Raw genomic sequence first — 18707 nt, forward strand, 5'->3', positions numbered from 1 at the left:
GGCCTGCAGCGAAAAGACAATGATGGGAATACGGATATCGTCGGGGATGCGCACGGCAACCTCCAGTCACTGATGTTACGTGACCGATTATCCCACCATCAGCTCGCGCACGACACGGAAGCCGACGATGTCGTTCGACAAGGCGCTCGAAAATCCGTTGCGCAGCGCCGAGCGCAGGTAGCGCGGGTTGTAGAGCCAGGAACCGCCGCGCAGGATGCGGCGGGCCTGGTCGCCGCCCTCTTCCCAGGCGCTGCCGTCGAGGGGGGCGCCCTCGTAGCTGTCGTGCACCACGTCCTGCACCCACTCCCACACATTGCCGTGCATGTCGAACAGGCCCCAGGGATTCGGCGGGAACATGCCGGCCGGGGTCGTTCCGCGCCGGTATTCGCCGCGCACGCCGCCGTTGTAGGTGAAGTTGCCGTCGTAGTTGGCCTGCTCCGTCGAGATGGTGTCGCCGAAGCTGAAGGCCGTCCTGGTGCCGGCGCGGCAGGCGTATTCCCACTCGGCCTCGCTCGGCAGGCGGTAGCTGCGCCCGGTGGCTTCCGACAGCCAGCGCACGTACTCCAGCGCGTCGTACCAGTTGACGCCGACCACCGGGTGGGCATCGGTCTGCGGGAAGCCCGGCGCTTCCCAGTTCACTTCACCGCTCTGGCGCCAGCCGGTGGCGCGCACGAAGACCCGCCATTCGCCCACCGTTACCGGATAGCGGCCCATGGCGATCGGCCTGTCGATGCCGACCCAGTGCTGCGGCAGCTCGCGCGCCAGCCAGCCCTTCTGCGAGCCGGCATCCATCGCGATCTTGCGCTCATGGTCCGGTGAGCCCATCTGGAAGCGTCCGGTCGGCAGCAGCACCAGTTCCGGCCCCTTGCCCTCGCCATCCAGGAAGCGGTCGCGCAGGATGCCTTCGAGGTCGGCCACCGGGCTGGCCGGGGTCGGCATCATGACCTCGAGCTCGGCCTGGTTGCGCGCCGCCTGCTCGGCGCGGGCGCGCTGCTGCTGGGCGAGATAGGCTGCCGCGGCCTTGGCCTGGGCCAGCTTGCGCTGGGTCTGCTCGGCTTCCAGCCGCGCCTTTTCCGCCTCTTCGGCGCGGCGCTCGGCCAGTTGGCGCCGCAGTTCTTCCTTGCGCACGCGGCGGGCTTCCTCGGCCGCCAGGCGCGCCAGTTTTTCCTGTTCGCGGCGCTGGCGGTCGACTGCGGCCTGGGCGGCGGCCTTCGCTTCCACTTCGATGCGCTTGCGGGCGGCGGCTTCCTGGGCGCGGCGCTGGGCTTCCGCCTCGCTGGCTGCGCGCGCGGCTTGTTCGGCCTGTTCGGCCTGTTGGCGCGCGGCCTGCTCCGCTTCGCTTTGGGCGCGCAACTCGTCCTCGCTCGGTCCCGCCGCGTGTTCCAGGCGGTCGAGCAACTCGCTGACGCTGCCGGGCCGTTCGGCGGCGCTGGCCGCGAAGCCGGCCTGCAATGCTGCCCACTGGCCGTCGTTCAGGCCTTCCGGCCGCGCCGGCGACCCGCGTTCCGCCTGGCCGGGATCGAAAGGCAGGCGTCCGCTCAGCATCCGGTAGACCATGGCCGCCACCGCGTGCACGTCCAGCCCCCGCGCCGGCGCCTCCTGGCCCTGTCCCGCCTCGGGCGCGCGGTAGCCGGCGGTGCCGGAGCTGGCCGGCGCCTCCAGTGCGCCATTGCCAACTGCCCCACCGCTGCCGCGGGCGCGCGCGGCGATGCCGAAGTCGAGCAGCTTGACGTCGCCGTCACGGGTCAGGAAGACATTCGCCGGCTTGATGTCGCGGTGGACCAGGTGATGGCGCTCCCAGGCATGGTCGAGGGCCGCGGCGACCGGCCGCAGCAGCGCCAGCGTGCGCGCCAGTCCCAGCCTGCCTTCGCGCGCCAGCAGGCTGTCGAGGTCCTCGCCCTCCAGGCATTCCATGATGATGAAGTAGCTGGACGTGGCCGGGTCCTGGGCCCAGTCGTAGACCCGCACGATGTGCTCATGCGCCAGCTGGCGCGCCCGCGCCGCTTCTTCGATCAGCAGGCGCGCATGGGCCGTGTGCTGGGTCAGCTGGGGCGGCAGGATCTTCAGTGCGACCTGGGCGCTGTGGCCCAGTTCCGCCTGGGTGGCGAGGTCGGTGGCCTGCCACACCTGGCCCATGCCGCCGTGGGCGATCAGGCGCTCGAGCCGGTAGCGGCGTTCGAAGGGACCGACTTCCTGGCCGGCCATCAGGCCGATCTCGGTGCCGCGCATGGGCGCCGATGCGAGCGCCGGCCCGGACGCAGGCGGGCCGTCCGCCAGCGGCGGCGCATAGGCGGCGTCGAGGATGGCGTTCTTGCGGCTGTCGAACTCCTGGCGGCTCAGCAGGCCGTCTTCGTGCAAGGCGCGCAGCTCGCGCAGTTTGTCGATCGCGGTCTGCATCATCCCCGTGCCGGCAGCGCGGCGCCGCAGGCCGCGCAGTAGCGGTCGCCCTGGTGGGCTGCGGTGTGCTGGCAGGCTTTCACGGCGCCCGCCAGCGCACCCGCGACCCCGGCGCCCAGTTGGGCCTGGGTCGCCAGCGCCGTCTTGTTGACGTCGTTCTGCAGCGCCAGCAGTTCGAGCTGGTGGCGGCGCTCGCGTTCCGCTTCGGCGTTGCGGCGGGCGCGTTCCTGCTCCACCTGCTCCTGGGCCAGGCGCCAGGCATCGGTATTCGCGGCGGCGACCACCCCGGCCAGGGCCGCGAGCTGCTCGGGGCTCATGTTGACATGCTCGCGCGTCTTCATCACGTCCGCCAGCAGGGCCGCGTTGGCCGGGTTCACCAGCGCCAGCTTCGCGCTGTCGTCGAGCGCGCCCAGCGCCTGCGCGCGTTCGATCTCGGCGCGCGCCAGGTCCAGTTCGTGGGCGCGCTCTTCGCGCAGGCCTTCGCGCTCGTAGCTGCCGGCCAGCGCATCGGCCTCGATGGTGCGCAGCAGCTTTTCGTGCTGCGCCAGGGCGTCCTGCGAGGCGCCTTCGCGACGCAGGCTTTCCACTTGCTGGCGCACCTGCTCGCCGTCCACCGACAGGCGGCCCGCCGCCTGGGCTTCCTGCCATTCGAGCACGCGCTCGGCTTCGCGGCGGTGCGCCTCGTTCTCGACCTGCAGCAGTTTCAGGCGGGCCGCGTGTTCCTCGTCCTCGATTTCTTTCGCGCGCCGCGCAGCGGCCTGCTCCGCTTCGTGCAGGCGGGCGAGTTCCGTGCGCTGGCGGCTGGCATCCTCGATGCCACGCGCCTGCTCGATCTTGTTGCGGATCTGCTGCTGCAGCAGCTGGTGGGCAAAGCGCTGCTGCGCAATGGCGCGCGCCTGCGCCGCATCCTGCCTGGCCACTTCGAGTTCGGTGCGCATGCGGATACCGGCCAGTTCGCGCAGCTGCTGCCATTGCGCGGCCTCGTCCAGGCGCGCGCCGCGCTTGCCGGCCAGTTCGTGTTCCAGCGCCGCCACCGTGTCGACGGCGCCGCGTTCGATGGCCTGCTTGCGCGTGCGCGATTCGACGATGCGGCCATATAGTTCGATCTGGCGGCCGCGGATCGCCTGCGCGCGCTCGGCATTCTTCAGCGACAGGCCGGCGCGTTCCAGGCTCGCGTCCTGGGCCAGCTCGGCACGGCGGTGGCGCAGCCGGCCTTCCTGCTCCTCGCGGCGGACGCGGTTCCATTCCTGTTCGTTGTACAGCTCATCCAGGTGCCTGGCATGTTCGATGCGTACCCGCTGCTCGTCGGCGGCCAGCCACAGGGTGCCGATGCGGGCGCGGTTGGCGTCGAATTTATCGTGGCGCAGCGCGATGGTGTCGACCCGCGTCACCGCCAGGCCGTACTGGGACAGCAGCAGCGCCAGCCCGCCCTGCAGGTGCTGGTCGAGCTCCAGGCGCAGCGCCTGCCTTCCAGCCATGTCGCGCAGCGAGCGCGCGGCGATGAATTCGCGCGCCAGCTGGGCGACCTGGGGCTCGATCAGCTCGCGCAGCTGCACGTCCTTGATCGTGCCCGGCATGGTCATGAAGTGGCGCGCGAAGGCCGGCACGTTCTCGATCCTGATGGACAGGGTCAGCGTGGCGTCGACCTGCAGGTGTTCGCAGGTGGCCAGGCCTTGCAGGCTGAATGCGACCGGCAGTGCGCCGCTGCGCGTGACCAGGATCTCGGCATGCTGGTTGCGCAGCAGGTTGTTCAGGCGCGTGAAGAAGCCTTCGATCTCGTATTCGCCCTGCGGCACTTCGGTGGCCTGCTCGCCCTGCAGGATGTAGGCGCGGGCGGTGGCCGGCACGTGCAGGGTCTTGACGAAGATGCCGGACAGCTCGCGCACGCCGAAGAACACGGCCAGTTCGTCCGGCCCCGGCGCCCAGCGGTTATCGACCAGCACCGGCTTGTGGCGCGGCGCGCCCAGCAGCAGGCCGCAGCTTTCGCAGTAAGCCGCTTCGCCGCGGTTCCCGTGCTCGCAACGGGGGCAGGCGCTTCCGCCGATACCGAACATCTTGAACATACCCTACTCCTTCTTCTACCCACTCAGCAGCCCGACGATTCTAGCAGCCGCCAGACCAGTCCGTTTTGCGCACACCTATCGTGCGACGCCTTCAAATGATCCCGATCCGCTCCACGCAGGCGATACTCGCTCCCTGCATGCGCAGCTGTTCCGCAAAGCCGTCCGGCAGCTGCTCCTGCCAGGCGCGCGGCAGCAGGATACGGTCGCCGGGGCCGGCTTCACGCAGCAGCAGCGCGCACTTGGGGTTCACGCCCTCGACCGTGTCGACCCGTCCCGCATGCCAGGCGCTCGAGCAGCCGCTGGCGATCAGGCGCCCGCGCGGCACGAATTCCCTTCCCCGCGCCAGCCGGTCGGCCATCACCAGCGCCAGCTCCCAGGAGCGGCCGGCGAATTCCCCGGTGCTGAAGCGCACCACGCTGCGCCAGCGTCCCAGCGCGCGGCCGTCGAAGTGGCGCGCGCTGCTCAAAACCTGGCGCACGGCCAGCTGGCGCGCCGCATCCTGGTCCGGCGCCGCGATGGTCTGCTCTTCCTCGACCGCGTCCTCGCCGCTGACGCGCGCCAGCGGATGCACGCTGACCTCGACCCAGCCCATGCCGCCTTCCGCGCCGCTGTGCAGCGGGAACCAGGCGCGCGCGCTCGATACCGCCGCCGACGGATCCGCATGACCGCTCAGCAGGCCCAGATGCGGCAGGCCGTCCGGGCCGCCGAGCAGGACACTGCCGGCCAGCGCCGCGCCCAGCGTATGCCCGTCGATACAACCGCGCTCCCATACATCCGACCAGCCGTTCGCCGCCGCCGCCGCATCCGCACGCAGAAGGCCGCGCACCATGCGGTCGGCCAGCACCGCCGCCAGCTCCCAGCCGCGCTCACCCTCGGGCGGGCGACGGTCCATGCTGAGCACGACCTGGTCGCGGCTGTCGAAACTGGCTTCGGTCAGGCGCGCCAGGCGCAGCACCTGCTGCATCCGCTCGGCCTGGCGCGCGTCGTCCGGCACGCTGCATTTGACGTCGGCGCGGTTCATACGCGGACGGCGCGTGGCGGTCAGCGTCAGGCTGGATCCGTCGGCCAGCGGGCAGCGGCATTGCACGGTGTCCGGCGTCATGGCATCTCCTCATCGTCGGATACGGTACGCCGGCCGGCGCAATCCGCCTCCAGGTTGGACACGATGCGTTCGGCTTCGCCGTACAGCTGCGGCAGCGCCGCCTCGCCGGCCTGGCGCAGGCGCGCCAGCAGGGCCCAGGCCTCGTCCAGCGAGACGCAGGCGCGGCGGCTGTGGCGTGCACGGCGCAGCTGTTCCCCGGCCGGCAAGGCCTGTCCGGGCGCCGCCAGCGCCAGCGCCGGCATGGCGTTGACGCCCACCGACACCAGGTCCAGGCGCTGCAGCAGGGCCTGCTGGCGGTGGAACTGCTCCTGGGCGGCGGGCATCGCCGCCAGGCGCAGGCCGCACATCAGGCAAGGCAGTTCCAGGAACAGGCGGCGCAGCGCTCTGGCATCTTCGAGCGCCGGGTCGAAGCGCTCGGCCGCGGGGGGCCTGGCTTCCACCTTCGCCGGCGCCGGCCCGGCCGCCGCCAGCGCACGCTGCCCCAGCTCGCGCGCATAGTCGCGGGTGTTCCCCAGGTCGACCGGCACGCAGTCGTCGACAGTCACGCCGAAGCGCATGTAGAGCAGCTGGTTCAGGCCCTGGCGGAAGGCGTTCCACTCGTCCAGGGTCGTGCAGGGCGGCAGTTCGAGGCCGCCGCCGGCGAGTTCGTGGCGCAGCGCGGCCTCGATGCCCGCCACCAGGGCCGCCAGTTCGAGCCGGCCCGGCACCTCGGACGACAGGTAAAGGTCGAAGCGCTGCTGGGAAGCCTGGGGGTCCGGCGCGTCGATGGCGAAACTGGTGCGCAGGCCGATTTCCGGCGCCGTCTCGAAAGGCTGCAGGTCGGCCGTGTACGGGCCGGGGTGGAAGGCGAAAACCGTCTCGCCCTCGCGCGCCTCGATCCGGCGCGCGGCCTGCAGGCGCCGCGTGCGCCCATCGACACCGACGACGACCGCCTGGCAGCCGGACGGCGGCGCGCTCCCCGCCGGCAACGTCAGCGCGACCACGGTCCTGCCCAGCTCACAGGCGTCAACGGCAGGTGCGGCGCGCTTGAAGAAACCCAGCCTCATGTTCTCATCCTGTCCTCATCCAGGCAGCGCTTCGACGCTGAAGGCCGCGTCGTGCGCCTGCAAATGGCTGGCCGGCGAGGCGGCGAAGGGCCAGGCCGCTTCGCATTCGCCATCCGCGTCCAGCCGGCCTTCCAGGATCGTGCGGCCGGCGCCGTCCCGCACACGCAGCGGCGCGCGGGCGGCCAGCAGCGCCGGCGCGAAAGGCGCATCGGCGGCCATCTGCAGGATGGTGCGCCAGCCGCTGCCTTCCGCGACCAGGTGCAGGGTGAACCAGCCGTCGTCGGTGCGCAGGGCGTCGATCTCGCCGCTGCTCGCCGCGCGCAGGCGGCCCTGGCTGCCGCGCCATCCTTGCATCGCCACCTCGCCCGCCTGCGCCGCGCTGCGCTCGATCGCCAGTTGGCGCAAGCGCCTTGCGGTCAGCGGCGAGGCCTGCAGGGCCGCACGTTCGTTCGCCGTCAGCGGCCGCGTGCCGTCCAACGCCGCCAGCAGGGTGGCGTCAGCCAGCACCAGGCGGTCGCCCTCGACGCGCCGGCCCAGCAGCAGGCTTTCCTGCACGCGCTGCGCCAGCGAGGATTGCGCTGCGGTCTTCGTGTTCATCCCGTTCTCCTCATGGTTGCCGCCTCCAGGCGGGCGATCGCCGCGTCGCGCCGCTTGCGCAGCGTCGGCAGCGATACCTGGGCCAGGCCGGCCAGCTGCTGCATGGTCGGCAGCTGGCCGCTGGCCGAGTCGCGCCAGGCGTCCGGGTAGGATTCGTCGCCCGGTCCCAGCAGCTTCGCATACACGGCCAGCCTGACGATCAGGCCATCCCCGGCCAGTTCGCGCGCCACCCAGCCGGCGCGCTGCTCGGCCTCGCCCGCTGCCTGCATGTAGCCGGGGGGGAGTGAAACGGCCGCGGCCAGCACTTCCAGTTGCGGGTCGTGGACCGGCGCTTCAATTGAGTCCCGTTCGGGTTCCGCCATGCCGCCGGCGTCCAGCGCATCTTCGCGCGCTTCGAGGATGCGGTCGGGTCCGGGCGTCGACGCCTCTTCCGATTCCTGCAGCACGCGCCAGTAGTCGTCCATCCACAGCGCTGCATCGTCGCGGTCCTGGAGCCAGTCGCGGTCCTGGTTCGAGGACAGCGCTTCGTACTCGCCGATCTCACGCAGCATCTCACAAATCTTGTCCGGCGCTGCCTTCAGGCTGGCGAAGCGCTTGGAACGGGTGTGCAGCGGGCCCGGGCTGCCCGTAAAGGATTCGAGCGTCCCGCTCCAGCGCATCACCCACTCGGGGCGGCAGTCGGCGATCGTGCGCAGCTGGCGGACCTCGATCGGCGTGCCCTGCAGCTCGCGCCCGAGGATGGCGCCGACCTGGGCGCGGTGCTGCTCCCAGTCCGCGAACAGGCGCGCGATGTCGCCATAGGCCGTGTCAAGCATGCGGTAGGCGTAGATGCGGTTCGGGCTGCAGGGCCGGCCGCAGGCGGCCTGGTAATTGTCGGCGTCGACCTTGTCGCGCAGGACCGCGTACATGTCGTTCAGCTTCTTGCGCAGCAGGGCTTCGCCGCCGGCCTCACGCCAGAAGGCTTCGATGCGCGCATGCTCGGCCGCGGCGGCCGTACAAAAGGCTTCCCAGTCGGCGCGGCGCGCCTGCAATTCGTAGAGCAGGCCGAGCGCCAGTTCCAGCACGGTGTCGCCATAGCTGTTGCCGGATGCCTGGGCGCGCGGGCTGTGGCGGGCCTGGCGCAGGCGCTCGCCGGTCAGCTCGACGTAGTCGGCCAGGAGTTCCTCACGCGCGGCGGGATCGAACAGGCGCACGGGATCGCAGGTGCGCAAGGCCGCCAGCGAGCATTGCCCCAACAGCTTGCGCACTTCTTCCCAACCTGGCTCCTGGTACCGGGTTCCCGGCAGACGCATACCTTCCTCTTTCGTGTGTTCAGCAAATGATGCCATACAAACACAAAAGCGAGGCGCGCTGAAGGACGGTAATCACCCTTCTATTCGGGCTACGGCGTCCATTTGCTTCCTTGCATGGCGCGCAGCACGGCGGCGGCCACCGGCGCGGCATGGGCGCCGCCCGTCTCTTCCGAGCGGCTGACGAACACGGCGAAGGCCAGGCGCCGGGTCTGGCCGGGCAGGCTGCCGGGCTCCAGCCAGCCGGTGAACCAGACCGTGGCCAGGTCGCCGTCGCCGACCGGGGCGGTGCCGGTCTTGCCGTACAGGCCGGGGCGCAGCGCCGCCAGCTCGGCGCCACGGAATGCGCCGGCGGCGGTGCCGGTATCGATCACGCCCTTCATGCCGGCGCGGATACGGTCCAGCCGGACGTCCAGTGCCGGCCCCTTCGACGCCTGCGCCGCGCGCCCGTCCAGGCTGGCCAGCAGGCGCGGTGTGACGATCCTGCCCTCGCCCACCGAGGCCGCCACCAGCGCCATCTGCAGCGGCGTGGCCTGCATGCGCAGTCCGATCGTCATCTGGCGCAGCTCGTGGCGGGTGTGGACGGGGTCGATACCGCTGGGGCTGGCCTGCAGCGCATCCCAGGTGGACCAGGCGTAGTCCGCCGGCAGCAGCCCGCCGTCCAGCCGCAGCGCCTGGCCGAAGCCCAGCCGGCGCGCCATCGCGACGATGGGCCGCACCTGGTCCAGCGCGTCGGGGCTCAGGGGCTGCAGGTCGGGCGCGCCGCCCTCGGACCGACCCAGCAGGCTGCGGTCGGAAAGTTCTCCGGTCCAGGCGAACCAGGTGTTCAGGCTGTAGGTCAGGGCCTGCTGAAGGCCGAGACGGCCGTCCTGGGCGCGCCGGTCCAGGCCCTGGTCGCGGAAATTCGTGATGCGCGCGCGGCCGTCGAAGGGATAGGTGGGCGCATCGGTGCGGAAGGCGTAGCCGCGCGAGGCCGCGGCGGCGTTGATGGCGGCCAGCGGCGCGCCCGCCAGCAGGCTTTCCAGGCGTGGATCCTGGCGCGCCGCCAGCTCCAGCCCGAGGGCGCTGACGATCTTGAAGGTCGAGCCGGGACTGCGTTCGGCGCCGCCGTCGTGCTGGAAGGCCGGCAGACGCAGCGGGCTGGCAGCCGGATCGATGCGGTCGAAATCGCGCGCTTCCGCCCAGTTGGCGGCATCGACCTGGCCCGCGCCCGCGCCGGCCGCGGCAAGGATGTCGCCGGTGGAGGCATCCAGCACCACCATGCCGGCCTGGCGCCCGGCCGGGACCGCGGCGCCGCCGCTGCAGCGCCGGCCATCCCAGGCGCCGCGGCGCATGGCGATGCAGTCCAGCGCCCCCTTCGCCTGCGCCTGCAGTTCGAGGTCGAGCGTCAGCGCGGCCCGGTGGCTGCCGGCACCCGGTAGGCGCGCCAGCATGCCCGCCACACTGTTGGCATGCCCGGCGTGCACGCCCAGCAGCGGCGCCAGCCCGGCCAGGCGCGCGGGCTCGCTGGGGGCGCCGTCGACCCACAGGTTGCGCCCGCGCCGATCCGCCAGTGCGACCTCGGCCTGCGCGCCGCCGCGCCGTCCCTGCGCCGCCGGCAGCCGCTGCCAGGCGAGCGCGCCATCCTTGAGCACCAGGTGGCGGTAGCGCGCATCGCCCGGCGCCGCCAGCGCATCCATGCCCAGCGGCGCGGCGTCCAGGACCAGTTCGCGCGCGCCCTGCTCCAGCGCCAGGTCGAGTATTTGCACTTCGTCGGCGCCGGTGCAGGCACGGCCGCCGCAGGCCGGCGTGGCGGAACGCAGATGTGCTCCCGTGACGCCGGCAAGGCGGCCGACCAGCATCAGCTGCAGCGCCTCGCCCTCCCGCGCCGGCGCCGGCAGGGACAGGCGCAGGCGGGCACGCTCACCGCCAAGCGGCCAGGCGGCCACGCGCTGCCAGCCGCCCCAGCCCTGCGGAAGGCGCGCGAACAGGCGGGTCGCGGCCGCCGGCAGGTCGCGGGCCAGCGGCGCCGGCGCACCGGCGGCTTCGATCCGCCAGCTGAGCGCATCGAAGCCCGGCGAGGGACGCAGGCGCCAGGCCAGCAGACGGCGCTCGCTGTTGAAGATGCGGACCTGCTCGCGGACGAAATCGCCATCGGCGTGGCGGTAGAGGCGCTCGAGCAGGCGTTGGGTATCGGCGCCCATGTCCACCTGATCCCAGCCGGTGCGGCCCTGCGTGCGCCAGGCCGCCAGGTCGGGCGGGGCCAGCTCGGCCAGGCCGTCCGCTTTCATACGCACCAGGCCATGCTCGAGCAAAGCGTCGAACAGCCGCTGGTCTTCCATGGCCGGCGCAGCTTGCCGGGGCACACGGTAAGCGCCCGGCGCCAGCCAGGCCTCCACCGGCGCGCCCGCAACCGGGAATGCCAGCACCAGCGCGCGCGTGCCGGACGTGGGCGATGGACGGAAGAGCTGCAGCACCAGTTCGCCCACCGCGCAGGCGCTGCTCGAGCGCCGCAGGATGCGCATGGCTTTCCGGTCCCACAGCAGCCAGCCCTGGCGGCCAAGCCGCGCCTGGCCGGCGGCCGTGGCCGCGAAGAAAGAAGCGCCCGCATCGCCGGCCCAGCGCGCCGGATAGCCCTCCCAGCGCAGCGCGGGCGCCGCGGCGCTGCCGCTGACCAGCACGCGCGGCATGGCCTCATCCGCCAGCACGACGTTGCGCAGCGCGACCGGGCTGGCGGCAGTGGCGTTGCGGGCGGCCAGCGCCGCGACCTCATCGAAGCGGTAGCCGATCCGCAGCGGCAGCAGGTGGCCGCGCGCCGGCTCCAGCATCTGGCTGCACAGGTCGATGCGCTGGGCCGGCTCGGGACGCAGGCCGGACAGGATCAGCAGCGCGGCATCGCCGTGGGGCTCGAGCACGGCCGCCGGCCCGGACGGCACCGTGAACGCGGCGCCCGCCAGCACAGGCTGCAGCGCCGCCAGCCCGGCCGGGCCGGCAGCCGCCGCTTCGCCCGAGGCCGCGATCCAGCGGGCATGCACGGCAATCGCAGCGGCGCCGGCCAAGGCCAGCAGGCAGCAGGCCGCGCCCAGCCAGCGCAGCGCGCTTGGGCCGGCCGGCATCGCGCGCGCCGGCGCCTGCGTGCGCGGCCTTGCGCCTGCCTGTCCCGCCCGCAGGTTGCGCGCGCGCCGCCAGCGCGCCTGTCCAGCCGCCAGGGCCTCGAACACCGTCCCCATCATGCCCGCTCTCCCACTCGTCATTGTCGAGCGTCCCTAGCGGGGGGCGCCGGAAAAGGCATGGCTTCGGCCGCGCTTTTTCGCATTTCATGCCGCTTTTTTGACGGCCTGTCGCAAGCTGCTGGAGACTAAAGGTCCACTTGGATACAGTGCTCACATCGAAACACGAATTACCACCCCAACCGAAAGGAGATACATCATGAACGTCCTCAAACACATGGAAGCCGCCTTCCTGTTTTCGCTCAGCGTTGCCGGCGTGGCCAGCGTGGCTGTCGATGCGATCCCGCCCGCACAGGCCAGCGTGCCAGCCCGGGTCGAAGTCGCCGTCCAGCCGAACATGCCGATCGTGCACGTGTCCGCCAAGCGCATGACCGACGCCGAAAAACGCGCCTCGCTGCAAGCCGAGCGCGCCGGGAGCAGGATTTGAACGCCGGCGTCCGCGGGCGGCACCGGCACCCCTGCCGGACCCTGCCCGCGGCCGTTTGAACTGCCGCCTCCGCTCCGCCGCCTTACCTCCTCCGTCTGACCTCCCTCGCAGTCCCTCTTCCAGCGCCCGCTCGGCCGCGCAGGATTCCGTACGACCATTTCCACATGCATGTGGTTCCCAGGCATCGCAGAACGGCTGAATTCTGTTTCAGATGTAAGCGAGTCTTTCAGGCACGCACAGTCGCCGCACAGCGGGCTATAGTGGAATCGTCGCAAACGCATCTTGATCCGCACTGGACTGGAGACCGAACATGAAACGCACCCTTACCCTCGCAGCACTGATTCTCGCCGGCGCAGCCGCCGCTCCCCTGCCTTCGCTTGCCGCGAGCAACGTGAGCCTCTACATCGGCAGCGCGCCGCCGGCGCCCCTGTACGAACGCGTCCCTGCCCCGCGCCACGGCTATGTGTGGGCGCCGGGTTACTGGAACTGGAACGGCCACCGCCACGTATGGGCGCCGGGCTACTGGATTGCCGAACGCCCGGGCTATGTCTACAACGCGCCGACCTGGTACCAGGACCGCGGCGGCTGGGCCATGCGGCCGGCAGCCTGGAGCGCCTATGGCGGCTACGACCGCGGCTACCGCGACCGTGACCGCGACGGCGTCCCGGACCGCTACGAAGCGCGCCGCGGCCACGACCGCGACCGCGACGGCATCCCCGACCGCTACGAGCACGGCCGCCGCGGCGGACGCGGCGACCAGGACCGCGATGGCGTCCCGAACCGCTATGACCGCGACCGCGACGGCGACGGCGTGCCCAACCGCTACGACCGTCGTCCGGACAACGGCTGGCGCCGTTAAGTCTTGACCGGCAAGTCCCTCCCCCTCGAAAGCGCCGCTTTGCCGGCGCTTTCTGCATTTTCGGGTATCCTGCCGGCATGATTGAGCATTACCGTCTTCAACAGATCGCCTACAAGGGCGAACGCGCGGCCAGCCGGCGCCTGGCCGCCACCCAGGGCCTCAGCGACGAGCAGGCGCTGCGCCGCACCCTCGAACTCAAGGCCGGCCTGGCCGGGCTCGCCGCCCTGGTCGAGTCCCGCACCGCCGAGCAGCAAGCCCAGGCCAGCCGCAGCGCCGCGCGCGACGCCCTGCGCGAGCAGGCCCGCCTGCGCCAGGCCCGCCGCCACGAGGGGAAGGCCAGCACCTGGCGCGCCTGGTTCGACGGTTCGGCACGCCCGAATCCGGGCCGCTGCGGCATCGGCGCGCGCCTGGAAGGCCCGGAGGGCAGCGTCGAGATCTCGCAGCCTGCCGGCTACGGCAACAGCAGCGAAGCGGAGTACCGCGCCCTCATCGCCCTGCTCGAAGCGGCAGTCGCGCGCGGCGTGTCCAGCCTCACCGTGTATGGCGACAGCCAGGTCGTGATCGGCGACGCCGCCGGTCCGGACGCCGAAGCCGCGCCGGCCCTGCAGGCCTACCGCGATACGGCGCGCGCCCTGATGGCCCGCATCGACGGCCTCACGCTGCGCTGGATCCCGCGCCACAAGAACACCCAGGCGGACGCGCTGTCGCAGCGCGCCTTCGACGATTCACCCACACTTGACATCGATGCAGCTGAACACCCCTGAACTCGAAGCCTGGCGCACCCGCCTGGCCGCCCTCGCCCTCGAATGCGCCGCCGGCGACCTTGACGGCGCCCACGACGCCAGCCACCTGGACCGGGTCTGGCGCAATGCGCAATCCCTGCTGAGCGACCATCCCGAGGCCGACGTGCTGGTGGTGCTGGCCGCCTGCTACCTGCACGACCTGGTCAACCTGCCGAAGAACGACCCGGCCCGCGCCACCGCCTCACGCCTGTCGGCCGAACTGGCGCGCGAACGCCTGCCGGCGCTCGGCTTCCCGGCTGAAAAAATGGACGCGCTGGCCCATGCGATCGAAGCGCACAGTTTTTCCGCTGCGATCACGGCACGCACGCTGGAAGCGCAGATCGTGCAGGACGCCGACCGCCTCGACGGGCTTGGCCTGGTCGGGCTGGCGCGCATGTTTTACATCTCAGGAAAAATGGGGCGCGGTCTTGCGCACGGCAGCGACCCCTTGGCCCTCGACCGCCCGCTCGACGACCAGGCGTATTCGCTCGACCATATCATGGTCAAGCTGGCGCGCCTGCCCGGCATGATGCAGACCGAAGCCGGACGGCGACTGGGCGAGCGGCGCCTGGCAGTGCTGATGGACTTCCGCGACGATTTTGCCGCCGAGTGGTGCGGCGGCTGACTCCTGACAGGATCTGTCACGCACAGTGCTACCATTAGGGAATGGCCAATAGCGCGACCCTCACCAAGCCCTCTGCCGGCAACCTGAACTTCGTCCTGATCTGCGTGTTCATCGACATGCTGGGCATCGGCCTGATCGTGCCGGTGCTGCCGGCGCTGGTCGGCGAATTCGTCCACGGTAACGAGCAGCAGTCGCTGTGGTACGGCCTGATGGCGGCGGTGTTCGGCCTGATGCAGTTCCTGTTCATGCCGATGGTGGGCGCGGCCAGCGACCGCCTCGGACGCCGTCCCATCCTGCTGTACTCGATGGGCGGCATGTGCATCAACTTCCTGGCCACGGCCTGGGCGCCCAACCTCGCCTGCCTGTTCATCGGCCGCGTGATCGGCGGCGCCTCCTCGGCCAGCATGTCGGTGGCCTCGGCCTATGCTTCGGACGTGACGCGCCCAGAAGACCGTGCCAAAAGCTTCGGCAAGATCGGCGCCGCCTTCGGCATGGGTTTTGTTTGCGGCCCGGTGCTGGGCGGCCTACTCGGCAACGTCTCGCTGCACCTGCCCTTCTACGTGGCCGCCGCCCTGTCGGCCGCCAACTTCGTCTACGGCTGGATCGCGGTGCCGGAATCGCTGGCGCCCGGCCAGCGCAAGCCGTTCCGCTTATCCGATATTCACCCATTCGGCGGGCTGGCGCGGCTGGTACGCCGGCGCGAGATCCGCGGCCTGGTCGTCACCTACACGCTGGTCACCTTTGCCCAGATGATGCTGCAGTCGATCTGGGTGCTGTACACCACCTTCCGCTTCGACTGGACGCCGCGCGACAACGGCATCGCCATGTTCTGCGTCGGCATCGCCAGCATCGTGGTGCAGGCCGGCCTGCTGTCCGCGCTGATCCGGCGCTTCGGCGAAGTCCGGCTGTCCTTGCTGGGTCTCGCCTCGGGCGCCATCACCTACATGCTGTACGCCCTCGCCACCCAGGGCTGGATGATGTACGTCTTCATCCTGTGTAACCTGCTGGCCTTCGCCGCCGGACCGGCCCTGCAGGGCATCATCTCGAAGACCAGCGGCAGCGCCGAACAGGGTGAGCTGATGGGTTCCCTGCAGTCGGTCGGCAGCCTGGGCGTGATCCTGATGCCGCTGCTCGGCACCTGGCTGCTGGGCGCCGCCAGCCACCTGCCGCCGCAGGACTGGCGCCTGGGCGGCCCCTTCTTCCTGTGCGCGGCGATGCAGGCGGCGGCGATCGTCGTCGCGCGGCGCTACTTCCGCAGCCACGCCCACGCGTGAGCACCGGCATACCGCCCTATGTGATCGCCGCGGTGCTGGGCGCCGCGCTGCTGCACGCCACCTGGAACGCGCTGGTCAAGGGCCGCGCCGGCCAGGGCGATCCGCTGCTGTCCACGGTGCTGGTGGTGGCCGGCGGCGCGCTGGCGAGCGGCCTGCTGCTACCCTTGTTGACGGCGCCCGCGCCGGCCAGCTGGCCCTTCATCGCCGCCTCGAGCCTCCTCCAGACCGTCTACTACCTGCTGCTGATCGAAACCTACCAGCACGGCGACATGAGCCACGCCTACCCCCTGATGCGCGGCAGCGCACCGCTGCTGGTGGCGCTGTCGAACGGCCTGCTGACTGGCGAGCACCTGAGCGGCGCGCAGTGGCTGGCGGTCTGCCTGATCTGCGGCGGCGTGCTCGCGATGCTCCTTGCGGCGCGTACGGACCACGCCCAGCCGAAGCGGAACCAGCGGCGCGCCACCGTCTTCGCGCTGATGACGGCCTGCGTGATCACACTGTACACCCTCATCGACGGGGCCGGCGTGCGCCGCTCGGGTGCGCCGGCCGCCTACACGATGTGGATCTTCCTGCTGACGGGCGTCGCGGTCCTCGCCTGGGCCGCACGCGGACGTACGCAGGCGCTGGCGGCGCTGGCTAGAACCCGGCCGCTGCTGCTGCCGGTGGGCGGCGTCAGCACCCTCGGCTCCTACGGCATTGCGCTGTGGGCGATGACACTGGCGCCGGTGGCGGCCATCGCCGCGCTGCGGGAAAGCTCGATCCTGTTCGCCACCGCAATCGCGGCGCTGGTCCTGCGCGAGCACGTGGGCCGCGGTCGCCTGCTGGCGGCCGGGCTGATCGCCTGTGGCGCGATTGCCATGCGCCTGGCCTAAGCGCACCCGGATTGTGGAAATGTGTGTATTTTGGATGAGCCGGATTTGTTAAGGTTTCCAGGCCTGCATCGGCAATCCCAGTGACGCCCTTTCCTTTCGACGGAGGTTCAATGAAATTCCGTAATCCATCCCTGTGCATCGTGGCTTTCCTGCTGGCGTCCAATACCGCTACGGCGGCCAAGGCGGTGACCTATTCCTATCTCGGCAATCCGGAAACCGCGAATGTCACCGCCAAACCGGTGTCCTGCGCCCAGGGAGCCTGCAGTCCGTCGATTGCGCTGGTGGGCGGCGGCTACGACGTCGGCGAAGCCTTCCGCTGGATGATCGCCCGCGCCGGTATCACGCCGGCGACCGGCGGCCGTTTCGTGATCATCCGCGCGACCGGCACCGATGCCTACAACCCCTACATCTACAGCCGCCTCGGACAGGTCGACACGAGCTCGCCGCGCGGCTACGAAATGGTCGGCGGCATCGATCTCGGCCTCAGTTCCGTCGAAACACTGGTGATTTCCAGCCGCGCCATGGCCGAAGATCCCCAGGTGCTGAAGGTGGTCGGGCGGGCGAATGCCATCTTCATCGCCGGCGGCGACCAGGCGGATTACTACAATTACTGGCAAAGCACCTCGCTGGCCAATTTGATCCAGAAGGCGGTGAACGCGGGCATTCCGGTGGGGGGCACCAGCGCCGGCACTGCCATGCTGGGGCAGTATGCCTTCGCCGCGTTGAATGGTTCGATCGAGACGCCCGGGGCGCTGAGCAATCCCTTCGACAGGGCCGTGACGATCGATCCGCTGAATACCTCCTCGAAAAAGTTCGTGCAGACGGGACCTTTCGTGAGCGTGCCGACGCTGGGCAAGATGATCACCGACTCGCATTTCAATACGCGCGACCGACTGGGACGGCTGTTTTCCTTCGTGGCGCGGATCGGCAATGGCTGCACCGGCGGCGTGACGAATTACGGCGATGTGGCGGGGATCGGTATCGACGAGGAAACGGCGGTGTTGATTTCCGGCGCACCCGGCGCGGCCAAGGCGGAACTGGCGGTGAATCCGTATAACGCCGAGAACACGACTTCGCTGTATACCGCGCAGAATTCGGCTTATTTCGTCAAATATACCGCGGCGCCTTCGCAATGCGCGGCGAAACAGCCCCTGGTTTCCAATAGCGGGATCCAGGTGTACCGCCTGAGCGGGCAGCCGGGCAAGCCTTCGCCTTACCCGTCGGCGCCGCAGTACAGCTTCAAGGCGAATGCTTCTTTCAATACGTCGAACTGGGCTTCGCAGCTGGTGCAGACCTATGCGGATGGATCGTCCTTGAACGGGCCGTATTACTACGGTGCTTCGGGCGGTGCGGTGCTGGGTAGTTCGATCCGTTGATGCCAGTCGGGCGCTATTGGTGTCGGAATTTTTTACGGAACATCCGGCGCCACCCTCTGCCTCGCCGGCAAATCGTTGATTCTCATAGGAAATTGATTTCAGGCACAATTATTGCTTAACCGAGTGCATCAAAACACGAGGGATATAACAATGAACAAACTCCTGAAATTGGCGAGCGCCGGCGGTTTGCTGACGGCACTGGTTTTCTCTGCAAGCGCAGGCGCCGCCGTGGTCACTTCCATGACCGGCACCGCCGTGCCACTGCCGGGCGTGAACGCTCAAGGGCCAGGCCCGGAAGTCGTAACCAGTACGATCGACTGGGGCGCCAGCAATCCCGACGCTCTGTTCGGCTATACAGGAGGCTATGGCCTGGCCAGTAACGGTGTCTGGAACGGTGCCCCCATGGTCGGCACGAATGGCGGTAACGACAGCATGAGCTTCATGTTCAGCAGCGCGGTCAAGGGTTTCGGCGGCCTGTTGAACTATGCTCCGGGTTACGGCCAGGCCAGGATCGCCATTTACGATGCATCCGATGTCCTGCTTGAAAGCTTCGACCTGAATATTTCGACACCGAATGCGACCAATGGCGGCGCATTCTACGGTTTCGTCCGCGACACTGCCGACATCAGCAGGTTCACCCTGAGCGAAGCCTATATCGTCGGCAGGGATTTCGTCGTGCAGGAGGCCGCGTCCGATGTACCGGAGCCGGCCAGTCTCGCACTGCTTGGGCTTGGCTTGGCAGGCGTCGCCGGCGCCCGCCGCAAGGCACGCCGCAGCTGACCTCAGCCG

General features: G+C 70.2%; 15 protein-coding genes. 8 read left to right on the forward strand and 7 right to left on the reverse strand.

Annotated elements, in window-relative coordinates:
• Positions 1 to 87: 87 nt before the first annotated feature.
• From LQV39_RS20670 to LQV39_RS20700, 7 genes are all read right to left on the reverse strand, one after another.
• Positions 88 to 2400 (reverse strand): SUMF1/EgtB/PvdO family nonheme iron enzyme, encoded by a 2313-nt coding sequence (locus tag LQV39_RS20670; protein ID WP_307727861.1) that lies wholly within the window; start codon positions 2398 to 2400, stop codon positions 88 to 90.
• Positions 2397 to 4460 carry a hypothetical protein gene (locus tag LQV39_RS20675; RefSeq protein WP_230028564.1) on the reverse strand — a complete coding sequence of 688 codons (2064 nt, stop codon included), beginning with the start codon at positions 4458 to 4460 and terminating at the stop codon, positions 2397 to 2399. The genes LQV39_RS20670 and LQV39_RS20675 overlap by 4 nt, the downstream gene beginning before the upstream one ends.
• Positions 4461 to 4551: 91 nt before the next feature.
• Positions 4552 to 5562, reverse strand: a complete 1011-nt coding sequence (locus LQV39_RS20680; RefSeq protein WP_230028566.1) for a hypothetical protein — start codon at positions 5560 to 5562, stop codon at positions 4552 to 4554.
• Positions 5559 to 6608 (reverse strand): hypothetical protein, encoded by a 1050-nt coding sequence (locus tag LQV39_RS20685; protein WP_230028568.1) that lies wholly within the window; start codon positions 6606 to 6608, stop codon positions 5559 to 5561. Before LQV39_RS20685 ends, LQV39_RS20680 begins: the two co-directional genes overlap by 4 nt.
• Before the next feature lie 15 nt (positions 6609 to 6623).
• Positions 6624 to 7205 carry a hypothetical protein gene (locus LQV39_RS20690; RefSeq protein WP_230028570.1) on the reverse strand — a complete coding sequence of 194 codons (582 nt, stop codon included), beginning with the start codon at positions 7203 to 7205 and terminating at the stop codon, positions 6624 to 6626.
• Positions 7202 to 8497 carry a hypothetical protein gene (locus LQV39_RS20695; protein WP_230028572.1) on the reverse strand — a complete coding sequence of 432 codons (1296 nt, stop codon included), beginning with the start codon at positions 8495 to 8497 and terminating at the stop codon, positions 7202 to 7204. The genes LQV39_RS20690 and LQV39_RS20695 overlap by 4 nt, the downstream gene beginning before the upstream one ends.
• Before the next feature lie 89 nt (positions 8498 to 8586).
• On the reverse strand, positions 8587 to 11706 hold the full coding sequence (locus LQV39_RS20700; RefSeq protein WP_230028574.1) for a penicillin-binding transpeptidase domain-containing protein: 3120 nt from the start codon (positions 11704 to 11706) through the stop codon (positions 8587 to 8589).
• Positions 11707 to 11902: 196 nt separating this feature from the next.
• Between LQV39_RS20700 and LQV39_RS20705 the strand changes: the two genes are divergently transcribed.
• The 8 genes from LQV39_RS20705 to LQV39_RS20740 all read left to right on the forward strand — a co-directional run bounded on the left by LQV39_RS20705 (position 11903) and on the right by LQV39_RS20740 (position 18698).
• Positions 11903 to 12130, forward strand: a complete 228-nt coding sequence (locus LQV39_RS20705) for a hypothetical protein (protein WP_230028576.1) — start codon at positions 11903 to 11905, stop codon at positions 12128 to 12130.
• 310 nt (positions 12131 to 12440) lie between these two features.
• On the forward strand, positions 12441 to 12989 hold the full coding sequence (locus LQV39_RS20710; RefSeq protein WP_230028578.1) for a YXWGXW repeat-containing protein: 549 nt from the start codon (positions 12441 to 12443) through the stop codon (positions 12987 to 12989).
• 77 nt (positions 12990 to 13066) lie between these two features.
• A complete protein-coding gene (locus LQV39_RS20715; RefSeq protein ID WP_230028580.1) occupies positions 13067 to 13753 on the forward strand; it encodes a ribonuclease HI family protein in 687 nt (228 codons plus the stop codon).
• Positions 13734 to 14396 carry an HD domain-containing protein gene (locus LQV39_RS20720; RefSeq protein WP_230028582.1) on the forward strand — a complete coding sequence of 221 codons (663 nt, stop codon included), beginning with the start codon at positions 13734 to 13736 and terminating at the stop codon, positions 14394 to 14396. Before LQV39_RS20715 ends, LQV39_RS20720 begins: the two co-directional genes overlap by 20 nt.
• 41 nt (positions 14397 to 14437) lie before the next feature.
• Positions 14438 to 15670 carry an MFS transporter gene (locus LQV39_RS20725; RefSeq protein ID WP_230028584.1) on the forward strand — a complete coding sequence of 411 codons (1233 nt, stop codon included), beginning with the start codon at positions 14438 to 14440 and terminating at the stop codon, positions 15668 to 15670.
• On the forward strand, positions 15667 to 16542 hold the full coding sequence (locus tag LQV39_RS20730; protein WP_230028586.1) for an EamA family transporter: 876 nt from the start codon (positions 15667 to 15669) through the stop codon (positions 16540 to 16542). The genes LQV39_RS20725 and LQV39_RS20730 overlap by 4 nt, the downstream gene beginning before the upstream one ends.
• Positions 16543 to 16652: 110 nt before the next feature.
• The gene (locus LQV39_RS20735; RefSeq protein ID WP_230028588.1) at positions 16653 to 17918 is read left to right on the forward strand and encodes a cyanophycinase; all 1266 of its coding nucleotides are present in this window, start codon (positions 16653 to 16655) and stop codon (positions 17916 to 17918) included.
• Between the two features lie 150 nt (positions 17919 to 18068).
• On the forward strand, positions 18069 to 18698 hold the full coding sequence (locus LQV39_RS20740; protein WP_230028590.1) for a PEP-CTERM sorting domain-containing protein: 630 nt from the start codon (positions 18069 to 18071) through the stop codon (positions 18696 to 18698).
• Positions 18699 to 18707 lie beyond the last annotated feature (9 nt).

The organism is Massilia sp. Bi118 (assembly GCF_918697865.1).
Lineage (GTDB): Bacteria > Pseudomonadota > Gammaproteobacteria > Burkholderiales > Burkholderiaceae_D > Telluria.

Bases quoted from the DNA above. Each gene is read 5' to 3' on its own strand.
- LQV39_RS20670 (WP_307727861.1), bottom strand. From the start codon at position 2,400: ATGATGCAGACCGCGATCGACAAACTGCGCGAGCTGCGCGCCTTGCAC.
- LQV39_RS20675 (WP_230028564.1), bottom strand. From the start codon at position 4,460: ATGTTCAAGATGTTCGGTATCGGCGGAAGCGCCTGCCCCCGTTGCGAG.
- LQV39_RS20680 (WP_230028566.1), bottom strand. From the start codon at position 5,562: ATGACGCCGGACACCGTGCAATGCCGCTGCCCGCTGGCCGACGGATCC.
- LQV39_RS20685 (WP_230028568.1), bottom strand. From the start codon at position 6,608: ATGAGGCTGGGTTTCTTCAAGCGCGCCGCACCTGCCGTTGACGCCTGT.
- LQV39_RS20690 (WP_230028570.1), bottom strand. From the start codon at position 7,205: ATGAACACGAAGACCGCAGCGCAATCCTCGCTGGCGCAGCGCGTGCAG.
- LQV39_RS20695 (WP_230028572.1), bottom strand. From the start codon at position 8,497: ATGCGTCTGCCGGGAACCCGGTACCAGGAGCCAGGTTGGGAAGAAGTG.
- LQV39_RS20700 (WP_230028574.1), bottom strand. From the start codon at position 11,706: ATGATGGGGACGGTGTTCGAGGCCCTGGCGGCTGGACAGGCGCGCTGG.
- LQV39_RS20705 (WP_230028576.1), top strand. From the start codon at position 11,903: ATGAACGTCCTCAAACACATGGAAGCCGCCTTCCTGTTTTCGCTCAGC.
- LQV39_RS20710 (WP_230028578.1), top strand. From the start codon at position 12,441: ATGAAACGCACCCTTACCCTCGCAGCACTGATTCTCGCCGGCGCAGCC.
- LQV39_RS20715 (WP_230028580.1), top strand. From the start codon at position 13,067: ATGATTGAGCATTACCGTCTTCAACAGATCGCCTACAAGGGCGAACGC.
- LQV39_RS20720 (WP_230028582.1), top strand. From the start codon at position 13,734: ATGCAGCTGAACACCCCTGAACTCGAAGCCTGGCGCACCCGCCTGGCC.
- LQV39_RS20725 (WP_230028584.1), top strand. From the start codon at position 14,438: ATGGCCAATAGCGCGACCCTCACCAAGCCCTCTGCCGGCAACCTGAAC.
- LQV39_RS20735 (WP_230028588.1), top strand. From the start codon at position 16,653: ATGAAATTCCGTAATCCATCCCTGTGCATCGTGGCTTTCCTGCTGGCG.
- LQV39_RS20740 (WP_230028590.1), top strand. From the start codon at position 18,069: ATGAACAAACTCCTGAAATTGGCGAGCGCCGGCGGTTTGCTGACGGCA.